General features: G+C 54.6%; 12 protein-coding genes. 6 read left to right on the top strand and 6 right to left on the bottom strand.

Translation table 11 applies throughout. The features are described 5' to 3' along the window. Positions 1-41: 41 nt before the first annotated feature. The 4 genes from glmM to rlmE form a co-directional block, all read right to left on the bottom strand. Positions 42-1,376 (bottom strand): phosphoglucosamine mutase, encoded by a 1,335-nt coding sequence (glmM, locus tag ACPUC7_RS10875; protein WP_494922933.1) that lies wholly within the window; start codon positions 1,374-1,376, stop codon positions 42-44. 4 nt (positions 1,377-1,380) lie between these two features. Beyond that, positions 1,381-2,214, bottom strand: a complete 834-nt coding sequence (gene folP, locus ACPUC7_RS10870) for a dihydropteroate synthase (protein WP_494922932.1) — start codon at positions 2,212-2,214, stop codon at positions 1,381-1,383. Between the two features lie 128 nt (positions 2,215-2,342). Then, entirely contained in the window at positions 2,343-4,250 is a 1,908-nt protein-coding gene (ftsH, locus tag ACPUC7_RS10865; protein ID WP_343554161.1) for an ATP-dependent zinc metalloprotease FtsH, read from the bottom strand. Between the two features lie 174 nt (positions 4,251-4,424). After that, positions 4,425-5,054 carry a 23S rRNA (uridine(2552)-2'-O)-methyltransferase RlmE gene (rlmE, locus tag ACPUC7_RS10860; protein ID WP_007886684.1) on the bottom strand — a complete coding sequence of 210 codons (630 nt, stop codon included), beginning with the start codon at positions 5,052-5,054 and terminating at the stop codon, positions 4,425-4,427. A 125-nt stretch (positions 5,055-5,179) separates the two neighbouring features. Here rlmE and yhbY point away from each other — a divergent pair, with 125 nt between their 5' ends. Next, on the top strand, positions 5,180-5,473 hold the full coding sequence (yhbY, locus tag ACPUC7_RS10855; RefSeq protein WP_494922931.1) for a ribosome assembly RNA-binding protein YhbY: 294 nt from the start codon (positions 5,180-5,182) through the stop codon (positions 5,471-5,473). A 126-nt stretch (positions 5,474-5,599) separates the two neighbouring features. Here the strand turns inward: yhbY and greA are convergent, their stop codons facing one another. Further along, positions 5,600-6,076, bottom strand: a complete 477-nt coding sequence (gene greA, locus ACPUC7_RS10850) for a transcription elongation factor GreA (RefSeq protein ID WP_343554163.1) — start codon at positions 6,074-6,076, stop codon at positions 5,600-5,602. A 247-nt stretch (positions 6,077-6,323) separates the two neighbouring features. On the opposite strand from greA, the gene dacB reads away from it, so the two are divergent. The 3 genes from dacB to pmrB are packed head-to-tail and all read left to right on the top strand — an operon-like array spanning position 6,324 to position 9,477. Beyond that, positions 6,324-7,757 (top strand): serine-type D-Ala-D-Ala carboxypeptidase, encoded by a 1,434-nt coding sequence (gene dacB, locus ACPUC7_RS10845; protein ID WP_494922930.1) that lies wholly within the window; start codon positions 6,324-6,326, stop codon positions 7,755-7,757. Then, complete coding sequence (gene pmrA / locus ACPUC7_RS10840; RefSeq protein ID WP_494922929.1) at positions 7,757-8,419, top strand: two-component system response regulator PmrA; 663 nt, start codon at positions 7,757-7,759, stop codon at positions 8,417-8,419. Before dacB ends, pmrA begins: the two co-directional genes overlap by 1 nt. Beyond that, positions 8,416-9,477, top strand: a complete 1,062-nt coding sequence (gene pmrB / locus ACPUC7_RS10835) for a two-component system sensor histidine kinase PmrB (protein WP_494922928.1) — start codon at positions 8,416-8,418, stop codon at positions 9,475-9,477. The genes pmrA and pmrB overlap by 4 nt, the downstream gene beginning before the upstream one ends. Before the next feature lie 6 nt (positions 9,478-9,483). Here the strand turns inward: pmrB and ACPUC7_RS10830 are convergent, their stop codons facing one another. Beyond that, positions 9,484-11,751: a TonB-dependent siderophore receptor gene (locus ACPUC7_RS10830; RefSeq protein ID WP_494922927.1), complete on the bottom strand. Its 2,268-nt coding sequence runs from the start codon at positions 11,749-11,751 to the stop codon at positions 9,484-9,486. Between the two features lie 256 nt (positions 11,752-12,007). Between ACPUC7_RS10830 and fes the strand changes: the two genes are divergently transcribed. Next, positions 12,008-13,237, top strand: coding sequence for an enterochelin esterase (fes, locus tag ACPUC7_RS10825; RefSeq protein ID WP_494922926.1), 1,230 nt, complete (start codon positions 12,008-12,010; stop codon positions 13,235-13,237). Then, complete coding sequence (locus ACPUC7_RS10820; RefSeq protein WP_494922925.1) at positions 13,222-17,133, top strand: enterobactin synthase subunit F; 3,912 nt, start codon at positions 13,222-13,224, stop codon at positions 17,131-17,133. Before fes ends, ACPUC7_RS10820 begins: the two co-directional genes overlap by 16 nt. The last annotated feature ends 82 nt before the right edge of the window (positions 17,134-17,215 follow it).

Raw genomic sequence — 17,215 nt, 5'->3', positions numbered from 1 at the left:
TTTGCAGGCGGAAAGGTGAAAACCCCTCCGCCTTTTATGCCTTAAACCGCTTTTACCGCATCGGCAATTTTATGGGCCAATTCGGTGACCTGAGCCTCATCTTCACCTTCCACCATCACACGAATCAGCGGTTCAGTGCCCGATTTGCGCAGCAACACACGGCCACGGCCCGCCAGAGCTTTTTCCGCTTCGGCAGTCACCGCTTTCACGCTGTCGCTTTCCAGCGGATCATGCTCACCCGCAAAACGCACGTTGACCAAAATTTGCGGCAGCATTTTCATACCGCTACACAAATCATGCAGTGTCATGTGGTTGCGTACAATTGCAGTAAGTACTTGCAAACTTGCTACAATACCATCGCCGGTGCTGATTTTGTCTAGCAGGATGACGTGCCCGGAATTCTCCGCGCCCATACGCCAACCCTTCTCCTGCATTTTTTCCAGCACATAACGATCGCCCACTTTCGCGCGCGTAAAGGGAATTCCCAACTGCTTCAACGCCAGCTCAAGTCCCATGTTGCTCATCAAGGTGCCAACCACGCCGCCGCGCAGCTGGCCCTGGCGCAATGCTTCACGCGCGATGATGTAGAGAATCTGGTCGCCATCAACCTTCTGGCCCAGGTGATCAACCATCATGATGCGGTCGCCATCACCATCGTAAGCCAAACCCAAATCGGCTTTCTCTTCCAGCACGCGCGCCTGCAGCATGCGCAAGTCAGTCGCACCGCACTCTTTATTGATGTTCATGCCATCTGGTTGAACGCCAATCGCGATCACTTTCGCACCCAGCTCGCGCAGCACATTTGGCGCAATGTGATAGGTCGCGCCGTTCGCGCAATCCACTACAATTTTTAAGCCGTTGAGGCTCAGTTCGCTGGGGAATGTGCCTTTGCAAAACTCGATGTAACGTCCCGCCGCATCGACAATACGGCTGGCACGGCCCAGTTCGGCGGATTCCACGCAGGTAATTGGCTTTTCCAACTCGAGTTCGATTGCTTCTTCCACTTCGTCAGGTAATTTCGTGCCTTCGGCAGAGAAGAATTTAATGCCATTATCATCAAACGGATTATGCGAAGCCGAAATCACAATGCCGGCTTCGGCGCGGAAAGTACGCGTCAAATAAGCAATCGCTGGAGTTGGCATCGGTCCGGTAAACGCCGCAGATAACCCCGCGGCCGCTAAACCCGCTTCCAATGCCGATTCCAGCATGTAGCCAGAAATACGCGTATCTTTGCCAATCAACACTTTCCTGGAGCCAGAACGCGCCAGCACTTTACCGGCGGCGAAACCCAGTTTGAGAACAAAATCAGGGGTAATCGGTGCTTCACCGACTTTGCCGCGAATACCATCTGTACCGAAATATTTACGATTACTCATGCCTTTATCCTTTTGCTCTCCGTGTCGCTTCGACAACGCGCATCGCTTCGACAGTCTCTTTCACATCATGCACGCGAATAATTTGTGCCCCTTGCATAGCAGCAATCACCGCACAGCTCAGGCTTCCGGTCAGGCGTTGCCCTGGACCGACATTTAACAGTTGGCCAATCATCGACTTACGTGACATCCCCACCAGCAACGGCAAACCGTAATGATGGAAGTGACTCAGATGTGCCAACAGTTCATAGTTGTGGCTGAGATTCTTACCGAAACCAAAGCCAGGATCGAGCAGCAGATTATCTTTTTTTATCCCGGCGGCTTCGCAACGGGCGATCTGTGCAGCGAAGTAAGCGTCCACTTCGCTAACAATGTTCTGATATTCCGGCGCTTGCTGCATGGTGCGCGGTTCACCTTGCATATGCATCAAACATACGGGCAAGCCGGTTTCTGCGGCTGCAACCAGCGCGCCTGGCTCGGACAAAGAGCGAATATCATTAATGATGTGAGCGCCCACTCGCGCCGCTTCCTTAATCACTTCAGCTTTCGACGTATCGACGGAAATCCATACTTCAAATCGCTGCGCTATGGCTTCCACCACTGGAATTACGCGCTCCAGCTCCTTTTCTACGCTGACTTCATCCGCGCCCGGACGAGTTGATTCACCACCAACATCAATGATAGTGGCACCTGCATTTACCATCTCGTTGGTATGTGTCAGCGCATCAACCAGTGTGTTGTGGATTCCACCATCAGAAAAGGAGTCTGGCGTGACATTTAAAATGCCCATCACATGGGGAAAAGAGAGATCGAGATGGGAATCACGGGCAAACAACTTCATGGTGAAAATCTCCTGCAGGGATCGCTAAATCTAAAAATGAAAAACCCCGGACTTGCCGGGGTTTGCATTATAACCATCAGTGCGAGCTGTAACGCTAGCGGATGCATGCACATCACGCTAGCTTGCCATCACATAACCTTGTCAGAACCCGGTGTTTTCGGGTCATCAACAGGACGTGGGGCCTGCGTAGAGTCACCGTTACCCACAGCAACTTTCGCTTCTTCCCAACCTGCTGGCGGACGCACTTCACGGCGTGCCATCAGATCGCTGATTTGCGGCGCATCAATGGTTTCATACTTCATCAGCGCATCTTTCATCGCGTGAAGGATGTCCATGTTTTCATTCAGAATACGGCGAGCACGTTGGTAGTTCGTATCGATAAGGTGTTTAACTTCCTGGTCGATAATACGCGCCGTTTCATCAGACATGTGTTTCGCTTTAGCCACTGAACGGCCGAGGAACACTTCGCCCTCTTCTTCAGCATAAAGCAATGGACCCAGCTTCTCAGAGAAGCCCCACTGCGTAACCATGTTGCGTGCTACGCTGGTTGCCATTTTGATGTCAGAAGAAGCACCGGTTGAAACATAATCCGGACCGTAAATGATCTCTTCAGCCAGACGTCCACCGTAAGCCACCGAAATACGGCTTTCCAGTTTCTGACGATTAGCGCTGATCTCATCACCAACCGGCAAGAAGAACGCCACACCCAACGCGCGACCGCGTGGGATAATCGTCACTTTGTGCACCGGATCGTAACCTGGCACCAAAGTACCGACGATAGCGTGACCGGCTTCATGATACGCCGTAGATTCTTTCTGCTCTTCGGTCATCACCATGGAGCGACGTTCCGCACCCATCATGATTTTGTCTTTGGCTTTTTCAAACTCAACCATCGAAACCACGCGCTTATTGCCGCGAGCAGCAAACAAGGCAGCTTCGTTGACTAAGTTCGCCAGATCCGCACCAGAGAAGCCCGGCGTACCACGTGCGATAACAGAAGGATCCATATCCGTTGCCAATGGCACACGACGCATATGCACTTTCAGGATCTGCTCACGACCACGCACATCTGGCAAGCCAACCACAACCTGACGGTCAAAACGGCCTGGACGCAGCAGCGCTGGGTCAAGTACGTCTGGACGGTTAGTTGCGGCGATAACGATGATGCCTTCATTACCTTCAAAACCATCCATCTCAACCAGCATCTGGTTCAGCGTTTGTTCACGCTCATCGTGACCACCGCCTAAACCGGCACCACGTTGACGACCAACCGCATCGATTTCATCGATAAAGATGATGCACGGTGCCGCTTTCTTCGCTTGTTCGAACATGTCGCGCACACGAGACGCACCGACACCGACGAACATTTCTACGAAGTCAGAACCTGAGATGGTGAAGAACGGTACTTTCGCTTCGCCAGCTATCGCTTTCGCCAGCAAGGTTTTACCGGTACCCGGAGGGCCGACCATCAGGACGCCTTTCGGGATTTTGCCGCCCAGTTTCTGGAAACGGCTCGGCTCACGTAAGTACTCAACCAGCTCACCGACTTCTTCTTTGGCCTCATCACAACCGGCCACATCAGCGAACGTGGTTTTGATCTGATCTTCGGTCAACATGCGGGCTTTGCTCTTGCCGAAGGACATCGCGCCCTTGCCGCCGCCGCCCTGCATCTGCCGCATAAAGAAGATCCACACGCCAATCAGCAGCAGCATTGGGAACCAGGAGATGAAGATTGAAGCCAACAGGCTTGGTTCTTCCGGCGGTTCGCCCACTACTTTGACGTTTTTAGTCAACAGGTTATCGAGTAACTTAGGATCGTTGACGGGGATATAGGTGGTGTATTTATTGCTGTCTTTTTTGACAACGTTAATCTCACGCCCGTTAATTCGTGCCTCGCGGACCTGATCTTGGTTCACTTCCGATAGGAAAGTTGAATAATCAACCCTACGGCCATTCGACTCGCTGGGCCCAAAGCTCTGGAATACAGACATCAGCACGACCGCGATGACTAACCAGAGAATCAGGTTTTTCGCCATGTCACTCAAGGGATTAACCTCATATTACAACGATGTTAACAGACAGCGTAGGGTACTATAGATCCTTCATACCTGGAATCGCAGTGCGGATGATTTTGCTTGTTTACTCTTAATTCAGAATTAGACATCAGAGTAAACGCATTGGTCGTCTTGCTTTGATTCCAGTCATTCGGGCTACAGTTTGCGCCCCGTCGCCACAATGTACACTTCGCGCGAACGTAATCGCGAAGCGTCCGGCTTACGAATTTTCACTTTCGTAAACAGGGAGCGAATTTCCCGCAGGTATTCATCGAAGCCATCTCCCTGAAACACTTTCACTACAAAACTGCCGCCTGGTGCCAGGATATCCCGGCACATTTCCAGCGCCAATTCTACCAAATACATCGAACGTGGAATATCAACCGCCGGTGTACCGCTCATGTTCGGCGCCATGTCAGACATGACCACCTGCACCTTTTGGTCGCCTACGCGCTCCAGCAAGGCATTGAGCACTGCTTCGTCACGAAAATCGCCCTGCAAAAAATCAACGCCAACAATCGGGTCCATTGGTAACAGATCGCAGGCAATGATACGACCACTTGATCCAATAAGCTGTACCACATATTGCGACCAACCGCCGGGTGCAGCACCCAAGTCGACAACCGTCATACCGGGTTTGAAAATCTTGTCACCCTGCTGAATTTCTTCAAGTTTAAACCAGGCACGCGAACGTAACCCTTTTTTCTGTGCTTGCAGCACATATTTATCGCTAAAGTGTTCCTGAAGCCAGCGACTGGAACTGGCCGAACGCTTTTTACCCGTCATAATTTTTCCAATTAAATCGTCATCGTAGCGATAAATCAGCACGCAATGGTCGCGTTGATTTGGCGATATACCCGAGATGGCGGTAGAATGAACCGTTTTCAATCCCTGAGTAAGCAAAAAATACGATGAATCTGAGTACCAAACAAAAACAGCACCTGAAAGGCCTTGCCCATCCGCTTAAGCCGGTTGTCATGCTGGGCGGTAATGGCTTGACCGAAGGCGTGCTCGCCGAAATCGAACTGGCGCTCGAGCATCACGAATTGATCAAGGTAAAAATTGCCTCGGAAGATCGTGAAACCAAGCAGCTGATCGTTGACGCAATCGTACGTGAAACCAAAGCAAGCAACGTACAGGTCATCGGCAACACGCTGGTGCTGTATCGCCCTGCTAAAGAGCGCAAAATCACTCTTCCGCGTTAATCATGCCTTTAAAGGCGGCGACGGGCAAAGAAAGTGCCACGCTCCTGCATGGGATAAAAGGCCGCAATGCGGCCTTTTTCCTTTCTTTACAATATGCAGCGACATATTTCAAAGCGTAGCAATATCTTAAAGGTATTCCACCTTCAGGACTTCATATTCCACTTTCCCGCCAGGCGTATTCACGATAGCAATATCATCGGCTTCTTTACCGATCAAACCACGCGCCATCGGCGAATTCACTGAAATCAGGTTCTGCTTGAAGTCAGCTTCATCGTCACCCACGATGCGGTAGGTGAACTCTTCATCCGTATCCAGATTGAGCACGCTCACCGTTGCGCCAAAAATCACGCGGCCGGTTTTCGGCATTGCAGTAACATCAATCACTTGCGCATTAGAGAGCTTAGCTTCGATCTCCTGAATACGACCCTCGCAAAAACCTTGTTCCTCGCGAGCCGCATGATATTCGGCATTCTCTTTCAAATCGCCGTGCTCACGGGCTGTGGCGATGGAGGCGATAATGCGCGGACGCTTCACGGATTTCAGTTCGTTCAGCTCTTCGCGCAGCTTCTCAGCGCCTTTCAACGTCATCGGAATCTGATTCATTTTTGGCTCCTCGTCATCTATCCTGGTTAACGGCGTCATCCTGACCGGTGACAGCAGAAAACAGCTTCTGCGGCGCGTTACCTCTTTTCACAAGCAAAAGAAGCCTGACCCGGAAAGCTTTCCGGGTCAGGTTCGGTTTTGCATTTTGATACGTATTTTACCCCAGAGTTCCCTGTGGGTCATCGTTTACTTTGCACCGTCCGGGGACGTAGTATTGACGCCTTCACCCGCTAGTTACCGCGAGATTATGCGATTTTCACGACTTGTTACCGGACTAACCTGTGCGTTTATGCTGCAGGCACAAGCAGCTCCCGTTGAAGAATACATGCAGTATTTGCCCGACGGCGCAAACCTGGCGCTGATGGTACAAAAAGTCGGCGCATCCACTCCGATCATCGATTACCACGGCAAACAAATGGCGCTACCGGCCAGTACCATGAAAGTGGTCACGGCATTGGCAGCATTACTGGAACTCGGCCCTGACTTCCGTTTTCAGACCACCATGGAAACCAAAGGCGCGATCAGTGATGGCACGCTGAATGGCGATTTGGTGGCGCGCTTTGGCGGCGATCCAACCTTAAGCCGCCAGGATCTACGCAATATGGTCGCCGCGCTGAAAAAGCAAGGTATCAACCATATCAAAGGCAATTTGGTGGTCGACACCTCCGTATTTGCCAGCCACGACATGGCGCCGGGTTGGCCGTGGAATGACTTAACGCAATGCTTCAGTGCACCGCCGGGCGCGGCTATCGTTGATAAAAACTGCTTCTCAGTTTCGCTGTACAGCGCCAATACGCCGGGCGAAAACGCCTTTGTGCGCATCGCGTCCTATTATCCGGCGCATATGTTCAGTCAGGTGCGCACCATTGGACGTAACAGCGGCGATGGACAATATTGCGAGCTGGATGTCGTGCCTGGTGAACTCAATCGCTACACCTTAACCGGCTGTATGCGTCAACGTTCAGAGCCGTTGCCGCTGGCGTTTGCGGTACAAGATGGTGCGGCGTGGGCCGGTGAGATTCTCAAAGCCGAGCTGCGTGCCGCCGATATCGATTACAGCGGGCATTTAGTGCGTCAGTCGCAAGTGACCTCGCCGGGCACGGTGCTTGCTTCAACGCAATCGCAGCCATTGCATAATTTGCTGCACACCATGTTGAAAAAATCGGACAACATGATCGCCGATACCGTGTTCCGCACCATTGGCCACCACTATTTCAACGTACCGGGCACCTTCCGTGCTGGTTCTGATGCGGTGCGACGTATCCTGCGTGAAAAAGCCGGCGTTGATCTCGGCAACAGCATTCAGGTTGATGGTTCTGGTTTGTCGCGTCACGATTTGATCGCGCCGGACACCATGATGCAAGTGCTGCAATACATCGCCAAAAACGATGCAACGCTCGACTACATCTCGATGCTGCCGCTGGCCGGTTACAACGGCACGCTGCAATATCGCGGCGGTCTGCACGAAGCCGGATTGGATGGTAAAGTGTCGGCGAAAACCGGTTCACTGCAAGGCGTCTATAATCTGGCTGGATTCATCACTACTTCGAGCGGCGCGCGCGTGGCTTTCGTGCAGTTCCTGTCCGGTTACGCTGTGCCACCGGAAGATCAGAAAACGCGCCGCATTCCGCTGGTACGTTTTGAAAGCCGCCTCTATACGGATATCAACAAGAACAACTAATGAAACTGCTGATAGTTGAAGATGATGCACTGTTGCAATCGGGCCTTGCGCAAGCGTTAACTGCGCAAGGTTACGCCATTGACTGCGCCACCACCGCGGCGGAAAGCAACGCGTTGCTGCGCAGCGGCCAATACAGTTTGATCGTGCTCGATCTGGGTCTGCCGGATCGTGATGGTGCATCATTGCTGCGTCAATGGCGCCGCGATGGCATCGCCGTACCGGTATTGATTCTCACGGCGCGCGATGCGCTCGAGGATCGCGTCGATGGTTTAGATGCCGGCGCCGATGATTATCTGGTGAAGCCGTTTGCACTGGTTGAGTTACAGGCACGCGTGCGGGCGCTGATTCGTCGCTATCAAGGTCACAGCGATAACCTGCTGCAACAAGGCGATCTGACGCTTAACCTGAGTTCGCAGCAGGTGTTGCTGGAAAGCATTCCGCTGGAAATCACGCCGAAAGAGTTCGCGCTGTTGACGCGTTTGCTGATGCGCGTGGGTCAAAACGTGCACCGTGAAACCTTGCAACAAGATCTGTATAGCTGGAACGACGATCCCGGATCCAACACACTGGAAGTTCACGTCCACAATCTGCGCCGCAAACTGGGTAAAGATCGTATCAAAACCGTGCGCGGCGTCGGCTACCGTTTGGAAATTCGCGAATGAACAGCATGCGTCAGCGGTTACTGATCATGCTGGCGCTGATTCTCCTCACCTGTCAGGTGATGAGCGCCGTGTGGCTATGGCACGAAAGCCGCGAACAGATCAGCTTTTTAGTCAATGAAACCCTCTCTGCGCAGGCGCGCAATGAACGCGTGGAAGGCGAAATTCGTGAGGCCATCGCCTCGCTGTTATTGCCTTCACTTGTGATGGTCGCGCTGACCTTGCTGCTGTCATTCTGGGCGATCAACTGGATCATCCGTCCTCTGCGATCGCTGCAAGATAGCCTGGCACATCGTTCAGCCGATAATTTAACACCGCTGCCGATCTATTCTGAAATGGATGAGATCGTGGCGGTAACGTCGTCGATCAACCAACTTTTCTCGCGACTCGATCACACGCTCCAGCAAGAACGCTTATTCACCGCCGATGCGGCGCATGAACTGCGCACCCCGCTGGCAGGATTGCGCCTGCATCTTGAATTGCTGCATCAACAAAATGTGCCGCAAAGCGAAATGCTGATTGAACGCATCGATCAGTTGATGCACACCGTTGAGCAGTTGCTGATGCTATCACGCGCCGGGCAAGCGCTGGCGGGCGGCCATTACCAGCAATTGTTGTGGCAAAAAGACATCATGCATCCGCTGATACCGGAAATGGCCGAGCTGTATCAGCAGCGTCAGCAAACGCTGCATTGGCCTCAGAGCAAAGATGTGCCGCAGCAAGGCGAAGCGGTGTTACTGCGTTTGATGCTGCGCAACTTGCTGGAAAACGCCTCGCGCTACAGCCCGGAAGGCAGCGAAGTGACGGTGAAAATGCAGCAGGATAAGCAACAAACCATCATCGAAGTATGGGATCACGGGCCTGGCATTGATGCTTCGGCGGCTGAAGAGTTAACTCAGGCGTTTCGTCGGCGCGATCAACGTTATGGCGGCAGCGGCTTAGGTTTGAACATCGTGCTGCGCATCGTGCAGATGCATCGCGGCAAGTTGGAACTGATTAATCGTGAAGAGTGCAGCGGACTGATTGCCCGCTGCACGTTACCGCATCAACTGATTGGCTAAATGCCGTTAGAAGTGGGTATTCAGGCTCATGTAATAGGTACGGCCTGATTCGTTGTAGGTATTCGCTCCCGCGCCATACAGATAGGCACCGGTCGTCGCATTGCCGGTGGTTTGCGCATTGCCTTCACGGTAATGGCGCTTATCAAACAGGTTATCAATGCCCAACGTCACGCTGGCGTACTTGTTGATATCGTAGGTGCCGCTCATACCGATTATTGAATAAGGGCTGACTTTATCCGCCGCGCTGCCGGTTACCGGCTGACCTTTGTAATCATACTTCTTCGGCGTTTGCGTGCCGTACCAGGTCAAGGTAGTTTGCAGCGACAGATCCTGCGTCGCCTGCCAGCTCAGTGTCGAGTTCAGCGTGTATTCAGGAATCACCGATAAACGATCGCCGGTCTCTTTGTTCTTGCTTTGCAGCATATAGGTGAAGTTGTTATTCCACGTCACGCTGTCTGAGAACGGTACGTTTACGGTACCTTCCAGCCCTTCCACCACCGCTTTCGGTACGTTTTCCCATTTATAAATATCGGTGGTGCCATTTGAGGCTTTGCCCGATGGCGCATAACCCGCTTCGATCTTGTTGCGATAATCATTGCGGAACCAGGTCAAGCCCGCCTGATAACCTTCATGCTTCCACTCCAGCCCAACTTCTTTGTTGATGCTGTTTTCGCCTTTCAGGTCTGAGTTGCCTTGCAGATAACACGCGCCGGTGCTGGCGGCACAACCCTGGCCGTTGCTGTACAGCAAATAGTTCGGGTTGGTTTGATACAGGCTTGGCGCTTTATAAGCACGTCCGATGCCCATCTTCAGCGTGAAGTCATCGCCCAAACCTTGCGACAGGTTGAGCGACGGGCTCCAGTTGTTGCCAACAATCGAATGATGATCGAAACGCAGGCTTGGCGTCAGCATGGTGCTGTCGGTCAGCTCCATATTGTCTTCGGCAAACAGCGAGAAGATTTCTGCCTGTGAATACGGGCTGCGACCGGTATTCGAGATGCCCGGCACCGCACCGTAATTGGCTGCCTGAGTCGTCGATGAAGGATCTTTCATCTGCTGCTGGTTCCATTCGGTGCCCAGCGTAGCGGTTTGATTGATCAGCCATTCGAACGGAATGCTGACTTCGCTGTGCAGCAGCAAATCATCCAATTGAATGGTGTTGAAACCGCTATTGGAGAAGATACCTTCGGTACCGCCCGCCAATCCTTCGTTAATGCGGGTGTTACGGGTTTTCTCGTAACGCGCGTAAGTGTTGGTGCTCACGCCGTTGTCCCATGCACCGGTCCACTTCAGCGCCACGTTTTGACGATACAGGCGGTTGGTTTCATCGCCATACAGACTTTTCACCAGCGCGCTGGTGTTGGTGTTTTGAGTATCGCCAGCATACAAGTTGCCCTGGCGGCTGTAACCCGCTTGCAGCTCCAGCGTTTGCATCGGCGCAAATGCCCAGCTGAGTAAGGCATTGATATCTTTATTAACCGAACCTTCACGACCCGATGGATAACTGCCCGCATAGCTGCCGGTACGCGCCGCCGCATGCCCTTCGTTGATGTCATACGCATCGGCCTGGGTTTTGGCTAAACCGCCGTACAAACGGAAATTGAAATCATCGCCCAGCGGACCTTCGAGGCTGAAGTTGGTGCGTTTGGTCGCCCCTTCCGCCTTGTGTTCTGGCACGTTGTAATAGGTGTTCCACGAACCGTGCCACTGCTGGTCGGTCTGTTTTTTGGTGATGATATTCACCACGCCGCCCGCCGCGCCGTTACCGTAACGCACTGCGGCCGGTCCGCGGATCACGTCGATATGATCGATCATCTCCGGCGGCACCCAGTTGGTATCGCCACGCGTATCACGCTCGCCACGCCAGCCTAAACGCACCGAGTTACGGCTGGTGATTGGCATGCCATCCACCATGATCAAGGTGTTTTCCGGCCCCATACCACGAATATCGATCTGGCGATTATTGCCGCGTTGGCCGCTGGTCGAGTTACCGGTTAGGTTCACGCCCGGCATAGTACGGATGATTTCCGACACATCGCGTGCAGGCGGATGCTTTTTAATTTCGTCGGCGGTAATGGTCGAGACGCCCGGCGCTTGCAGGTTTTGCTGCTGCGCAGTAACCATCAACGTGCCGCCGTCGGTGGAGGATGTTTCGCTGCTGGCTGAAGTCTTGCTGGAAGAAGTGTCTGCTGCCCAAACGCTGCTGGAAAGCAGTGAGGCGCTGAGCCCCAGTTCAATCAGAATGGCTAATGATAAGCGTGAATAATTTTTCATTTTTGCGTTCCTGGATGGCCAGTTGAAGCGGTTGGATGCGTAGCTGGCGAGCCGGTAAGAAGATCCCTGTCCATATCGCGCCGCGTTCCAAACCCTTCAAACCATCCGTAGCGCAACCTTACCGAATGGGTAAGTGTTGGGCGGAACAGGCGTGCTCTTTTGAGCGCAGCCACCCTATTGCAAATGCAAATAATTATCAATAGTATTATCCATCAAGCTTATGTAAATCTTCGCGACAACCGCAACTGGCAGCCCTATGACCTGGCGAAATGATGTAACCGGCAGTGAAGCCTGGTGGCAGGCGCAACAATCCCAAGGCATTCCCCGTATTGAGTTAGCTGAAGATGGCCAGTGTCAGGTCACCTTCTTCTGGCGCGACCCGCAGGGGGATGAAAGACAATCGGCGACGCAGCGCGTATGGATCAACATCACCGGCGTGACCGATCACCACCAGCGCCGCCCACCGCAATCGTTGATGCGCGTCTCCGGTACCAACGTGTGGTATTGGCAAACCTCGCTGCCCGCCAATTGGCGCGGCAGCTACTGCTTGATGCCCGATCAACAAGCCACGGACTTTTCCGGCGAAGCGGACATGGCCAATTTGCGTAACTGGTGGCGCGACAAATTCCCCACAGCACAAGCAGACCCGCTCAATTCGCTGCGCGGCTGGTCCGGCGGTCGTGGCATGAACGTATCGCCGCTGCATCTGCCGCAGGCACCCGATCAACAGATTTGGCAAGCGATCGACAACGGCAACGCGCCGACGATGCCTTTACAGGAAATTGAGTGGCATAGCGCGATTCTCGGCAATAGCCGCAAGGTATGGATCTACACCAGCGGCGAAGCGGATGCTACACAGCGCCCGCTGGCAATTTTGCTCGATGGGCAATTTTGGGCGCACAGCATGCCGATCGCTGGACCGTTGCAACAGCTCACTGATGAAGGTCAGTTGCCGCCCGCGGTGTACGTGTTTATCGACATCATTGACCGCGAACATCGCAGCCGTGAACTGCCGTGCCATGCCCCATTCTGGCAAGCAGTGCAGCAAGAATTGCTGCCGCAGATTGCCCGCTCCACGCCCTATCGCCAGCAAGCCGACAGCACCGTGGTTGCCGGGCAAAGTTTTGGCGGCCTCGCGTCAGTCTTTGCCGCGCTGCACTGGCCGGAAATCTTCGGCAATGCGCTTAGCCTTTCTGGTTCTTTCTGGTGGCCGGAACGCGGCAATCCGCACGGCTGGCTTTTACAGGCGCTGGAGAGCGGCCTCGCACCGCGTTATCCGCTGCGTTTCTGGCTGGAAGCCGGCAAACGCGAAGGCTTGATTTTGCAAGCCAATCAACAGCTGCAACAGCGACTGCACGCGGCCGGTTATCAGGTGAATTACCTGCCGGTAGAAGGCGGCCATGACGCGCTCTGCTGGCGCGGCGGCCTGCTCAGTGGCTTACAAGCGCTGTGGCGCACAACGGAGCAACCATGTCCGAATCTTTGATGAATCCTCATATGACTGACCAACAAACCCTGCCATTAGTGGCGGCACAGCCCGGCATCTGGATCGCCGATCAATTAACGCCGCACCACAACGCCTATGCGGTAGCGCATTATGTTGAATTGCGTGGCGAGATCGACAGCGCCTTGCTGGCTGAGGCCATCGTCGCGGGCATGCAGGAAGCCGATACGCTCAACATGGCGTTTGGCGAGATTGAAGGCGAAGCGGTGCAGTGGTCACAGCCACAAAATTTTCATCCGCCGCAGATTATCGATCTGCGCGACGAAATGGATGCCGCCACCACCGCGCGCAACATGATGCGCGACGACATGAATGGCGATCTACGCGTACTCAGCGGCGCAAAACTGTGGCATCACCACGTGTTCCGTCTCGATGATCAACATTGGTTCTGGTATCAGCGTTATCACCATTTGGTGGTAGACGGTTTCAGCTTTACCGCGCTGACACGCCGCATCGCCAATTTGTATAGCGCGGCGCTACGCCAGCAAGCCGCCGAGCCAACGCCGTTTATTCCGTTCAGTGAAGTGGTTGAAGAGTATCAGCGCTATCGCGAATCGTCGTCGTATGCGCGTGACGGACAATTCTGGCGTGACAAAGGCGCAGCGCTGCCCTCACCGGCTTCGATTTCGCCACTGCCGCTGGCTGGACAACATGCCAGCACCGATTTGCTGCGCCACAGCGTCACGTTGGATCGCACCACCTTCCACACGCTGACGCAGCAACATCCGCAATCCAGCGCCGCCGATCTGGCTTTTGCGTTGGTCGCTCTGTGGCTGGCGCGTCTCAGCGGTCAAAACGACTTTGCGGCGGGCTTTATCTTTATGCGCCGCATCGGCTCGGCGGCGTTGTGTGCTACCGGCCCGGTGATCAACGTGCTGCCGATGGCGGTGCATTACGATCCGACGCAACCGCTCAGCGCGCTCGCCGCACAACTGGCGGGCGAAGTGAAAAAGATGCGCCGCCACCAGCGCTATGATGCGGAACAGGTGCAGCGCGATCTGGGGCGTCTCGGCGATGGCGATCCGCTATATGGCCCAGTGATCAATTTGAAGATGTTTGATTATCAACTTGATTTCAATGGCGTCGAAGGCATCACTCACCAGCTGGCTTCCGGGCCGGTGCGCGACTTAGAAATCGCGATTTATATCAGTGAACACGGCGAGTTGACACTGGAGTTGCTCGCCAATGCCGAGCGCTATAGCGAAGCCACTTTGCAGCGCCATGCCAGCCGCTTTGCACTGTTGCTGGAACAATTGGCCGAACAGCCACAACGCCCGTGCGGCGAGCTCGATCTACTCACCGATGAAGAGCATGCACAGATCGCGGACATCAACCAAACCGCCTATCCGCTGCCGCCGGAGACGTTAGCATCGTTGTTGGCTAAGCAAGCTGAACGCACGCCGGATGCGCCAGCATTGGCCGATGAACATCATCAATTAAGCTATCGCGCAATGCAGCAGCAAGTGTTTGCACTGGCAGCCGATCTTACTGCTGCCGGTGTGCAGCGTGGCGATATCGTCGCGGTTGCCCTGCCGCGTTCGGTGCAACTTTCGCTGGCGTTGCAGGCGATTGTGTCGCTCGGCGCTGCGTATTTGCCGCTGGATACCGGCTATCCGGATGAGCGTTTACAGCTAATGCTGGAAGATGCCACACCGAAAACCCTGATCACTTGCGCGGCACTCAGCGCGCGTTTTAACGCCATTGCAGCGGTGCAGCAACAGCATTTTGATGCGCTGTACAGCAACCTCAACGCCACGCCGCCCGCCAGCGCGCCGACGCCACAAGATGGCGCCTACATCATTTACACCTCGGGTTCGACCGGACGGCCAAAAGGCGTGCTGGTTGGCCATGAAGCCATCGTCAACCGCCTGCTGTGGATGCAGGATCACTATCCGCTGCAAGCCGATGATGTGGTTCTGCAGAAAACCCCGAGCAGCTTCGATGTTTCAGTGTGGGAATTCTTCTGGCCGCTGCTGGTTGGCGCGCAATTGGTGATGGCGCCGCCCGAAGCGCATCGCGATCCTGAAGCGCTGCAACAACTGTTTGCCCGCTACAAAGTCACCACCACGCACTTCGTACCCTCGATGCTGGCGGCCTTTGTGGCGGCGCTTGATGATCAACCGGCGATTGCCTGCTGCGCTAGCCTGCGTAACGTATTTTGTAGCGGTGAAGCGCTGCCAACCGACTTGTCACGCGAATGGGAAACATTGACGCAAGTGCCGCTGCACAACCTTTACGGCCCAACTGAAGCCGCGGTGGATGTCAGCTGGTATCCGGCCTTTGGCGAAGCGCTAGCCGCAGTTGAAGGTGCCAGCGTGCCGATTGGTTTCCCAGTGTGGAATACCGGTCTGCGCATTCTGGATGCCCGCATGCAACCGGTGCCGCCTGGCGTCGCAGGCGATCTCTATTTAACCGGCGTGCAACTGGCGCACGGTTATCTCGGCCAGCCCGAACTGACCGCCAGCCGCTTTATCGCCGATCCGTTCTGTCCCGGTGAACGCATGTATCTTACCGGCGACGTGGCGCGCTGGCTGGATAACGGCGCGGTGGAATATCTTGGCCGCAGCGACGATCAGCTTAAAATTCGTGGTCAACGCATCGAGCTAAATGAAATTGACCATGTGCTGAGCGCGCAACCCGGCATTGAGCAAGCGGTGACGCACGCGGTGGTGCTGGGTGGCGCAGCCGCGCAAGGTGATGCGCGCCAGTTGGTCGGTTATGTGATCGCCGCGCAACCGGTTGATGGTGAAGCGCTACGCCATGCATTGGCGCAGCGCTTGCCTGCACACATGGTGCCGGTGGCGATTGTGCAGTTGGATGCGTTCCCGCTCAGCAGCAATGGCAAGTTGGATCGCAAAGCGCTGCCATTGCCGCAATCGCCTGCAACTCACGCTGGACGCGCACCGCATGCCGGGCTAGAAACCCTGTTAGCTAAGGCGTTCTGCCAACTGCTGGCGCGTGAAACCATCAGTGCGCAGGATGACTTTTTCGCCCTTGGCGGCCATTCATTGCTGGCGATGCGTTTAGCCGCGCAATTGCGTCGTGAACTGCAACAGCCGGTGTCGGTGGGGCAAATCATGGTGGCATCAACGGTGGAAAAACTGGCGACGTTACTCGGTGATGCACAATCGCATCAGCAGGCTGGATTTGAAGCGTTGCTGCCGCTGCGCCAAGGTGACGGACCGACGCTGTTCTGCTTCCATCCCGCTTCCGGCTTTGCCTGGCAGTTCAGTATCCTGCAACGCTATCTCGATACGCGTTGGTCACTGGTCGGCATTCAATCACCGAATACCGATAGCCCGCTGAATCAAAGTGCCCATCTGGATGAGGTGTGCGAGGCGCATCTAAAAACCCTGCGCGAAGTGCAGCCGCACGGACCGTATTATTTCCTCGGCTATTCACTTGGCGGCACGCTGGCGCAAGGCATTGCAGCGCGGTTGACCGAAGCGGGCGAAGAAGTGGCGTTTTTAGGCCTGCTGGATACGTGGCCACCAGAAACGCAGAACTGGGATGAAAAGCGCGGTGAGAATGTGCTGGATCCGGCGGTGCTGGCAGAGGTGAATCGCGAACGTGAACAGTTTATTGCTGCTCAACGTCATCAAGCCGGCGAAGAGATGCGCGCAATGTTCGATAGCATTGAAGCCAATTACGCCAGCTCCGTACGCCTGCTAGCCACGGCGCGCAGTGCGCGTTTCAACGGGCGCGCCACGCTGTTCCTCGCCGAGCAAACGCAGCAGCCAGGGCAAGATGCGCGCCGCGCCTGGGCGCCTTATGTTGATGAGCTGGAGGTGTGGCCGATGGATTGTGCGCACGTGGAGATCATTTCACCGCAAATGTTCGAGCAGATTGGGCCGTTGTTGCAGCGGTTATTGAGGTAATTCGATAGAAGGTCGCCAAAAATGGCGACCCTACGATGTTTTGGTGCAATTTTGTAGGGTAGCCATTTATGGTGACCTCCCT

It is taken from the genome of Pantoea sp. CFCC18179 (assembly GCF_059412405.1).
This window is presented reverse-complemented; position numbering and strand designations above follow the sequence as displayed.

Excerpts from the sequence above, each read along its gene's own strand:
- fes (WP_494922926.1), top strand. The coding sequence starts at position 12,008 with ATGACCTGGCGAAATGATGTAACCGGCAGTGAAGCCTGGTGGCAGGCG.
- folP (WP_494922932.1), bottom strand. The coding sequence starts at position 2,214 with ATGAAGTTGTTTGCCCGTGATTCCCATCTCGATCTCTCTTTTCCCCAT.
- rlmE (WP_007886684.1), bottom strand. The coding sequence starts at position 5,054 with ATGACGGGTAAAAAGCGTTCGGCCAGTTCCAGTCGCTGGCTTCAGGAA.
- ACPUC7_RS10830 (WP_494922927.1), bottom strand. The coding sequence starts at position 11,751 with ATGAAAAATTATTCACGCTTATCATTAGCCATTCTGATTGAACTGGGG.
- dacB (WP_494922930.1), top strand. The coding sequence starts at position 6,324 with ATGCGATTTTCACGACTTGTTACCGGACTAACCTGTGCGTTTATGCTG.
- greA (WP_343554163.1), bottom strand. The coding sequence starts at position 6,076 with ATGAATCAGATTCCGATGACGTTGAAAGGCGCTGAGAAGCTGCGCGAA.
- ACPUC7_RS10820 (WP_494922925.1), top strand. The coding sequence starts at position 13,222 with ATGTCCGAATCTTTGATGAATCCTCATATGACTGACCAACAAACCCTG.
- glmM (WP_494922933.1), bottom strand. The coding sequence starts at position 1,376 with ATGAGTAATCGTAAATATTTCGGTACAGATGGTATTCGCGGCAAAGTC.
- yhbY (WP_494922931.1), top strand. The coding sequence starts at position 5,180 with ATGAATCTGAGTACCAAACAAAAACAGCACCTGAAAGGCCTTGCCCAT.
- pmrB (WP_494922928.1), top strand. The coding sequence starts at position 8,416 with ATGAACAGCATGCGTCAGCGGTTACTGATCATGCTGGCGCTGATTCTC.
- ftsH (WP_343554161.1), bottom strand. The coding sequence starts at position 4,250 with ATGGCGAAAAACCTGATTCTCTGGTTAGTCATCGCGGTCGTGCTGATG.
- pmrA (WP_494922929.1), top strand. The coding sequence starts at position 7,757 with ATGAAACTGCTGATAGTTGAAGATGATGCACTGTTGCAATCGGGCCTT.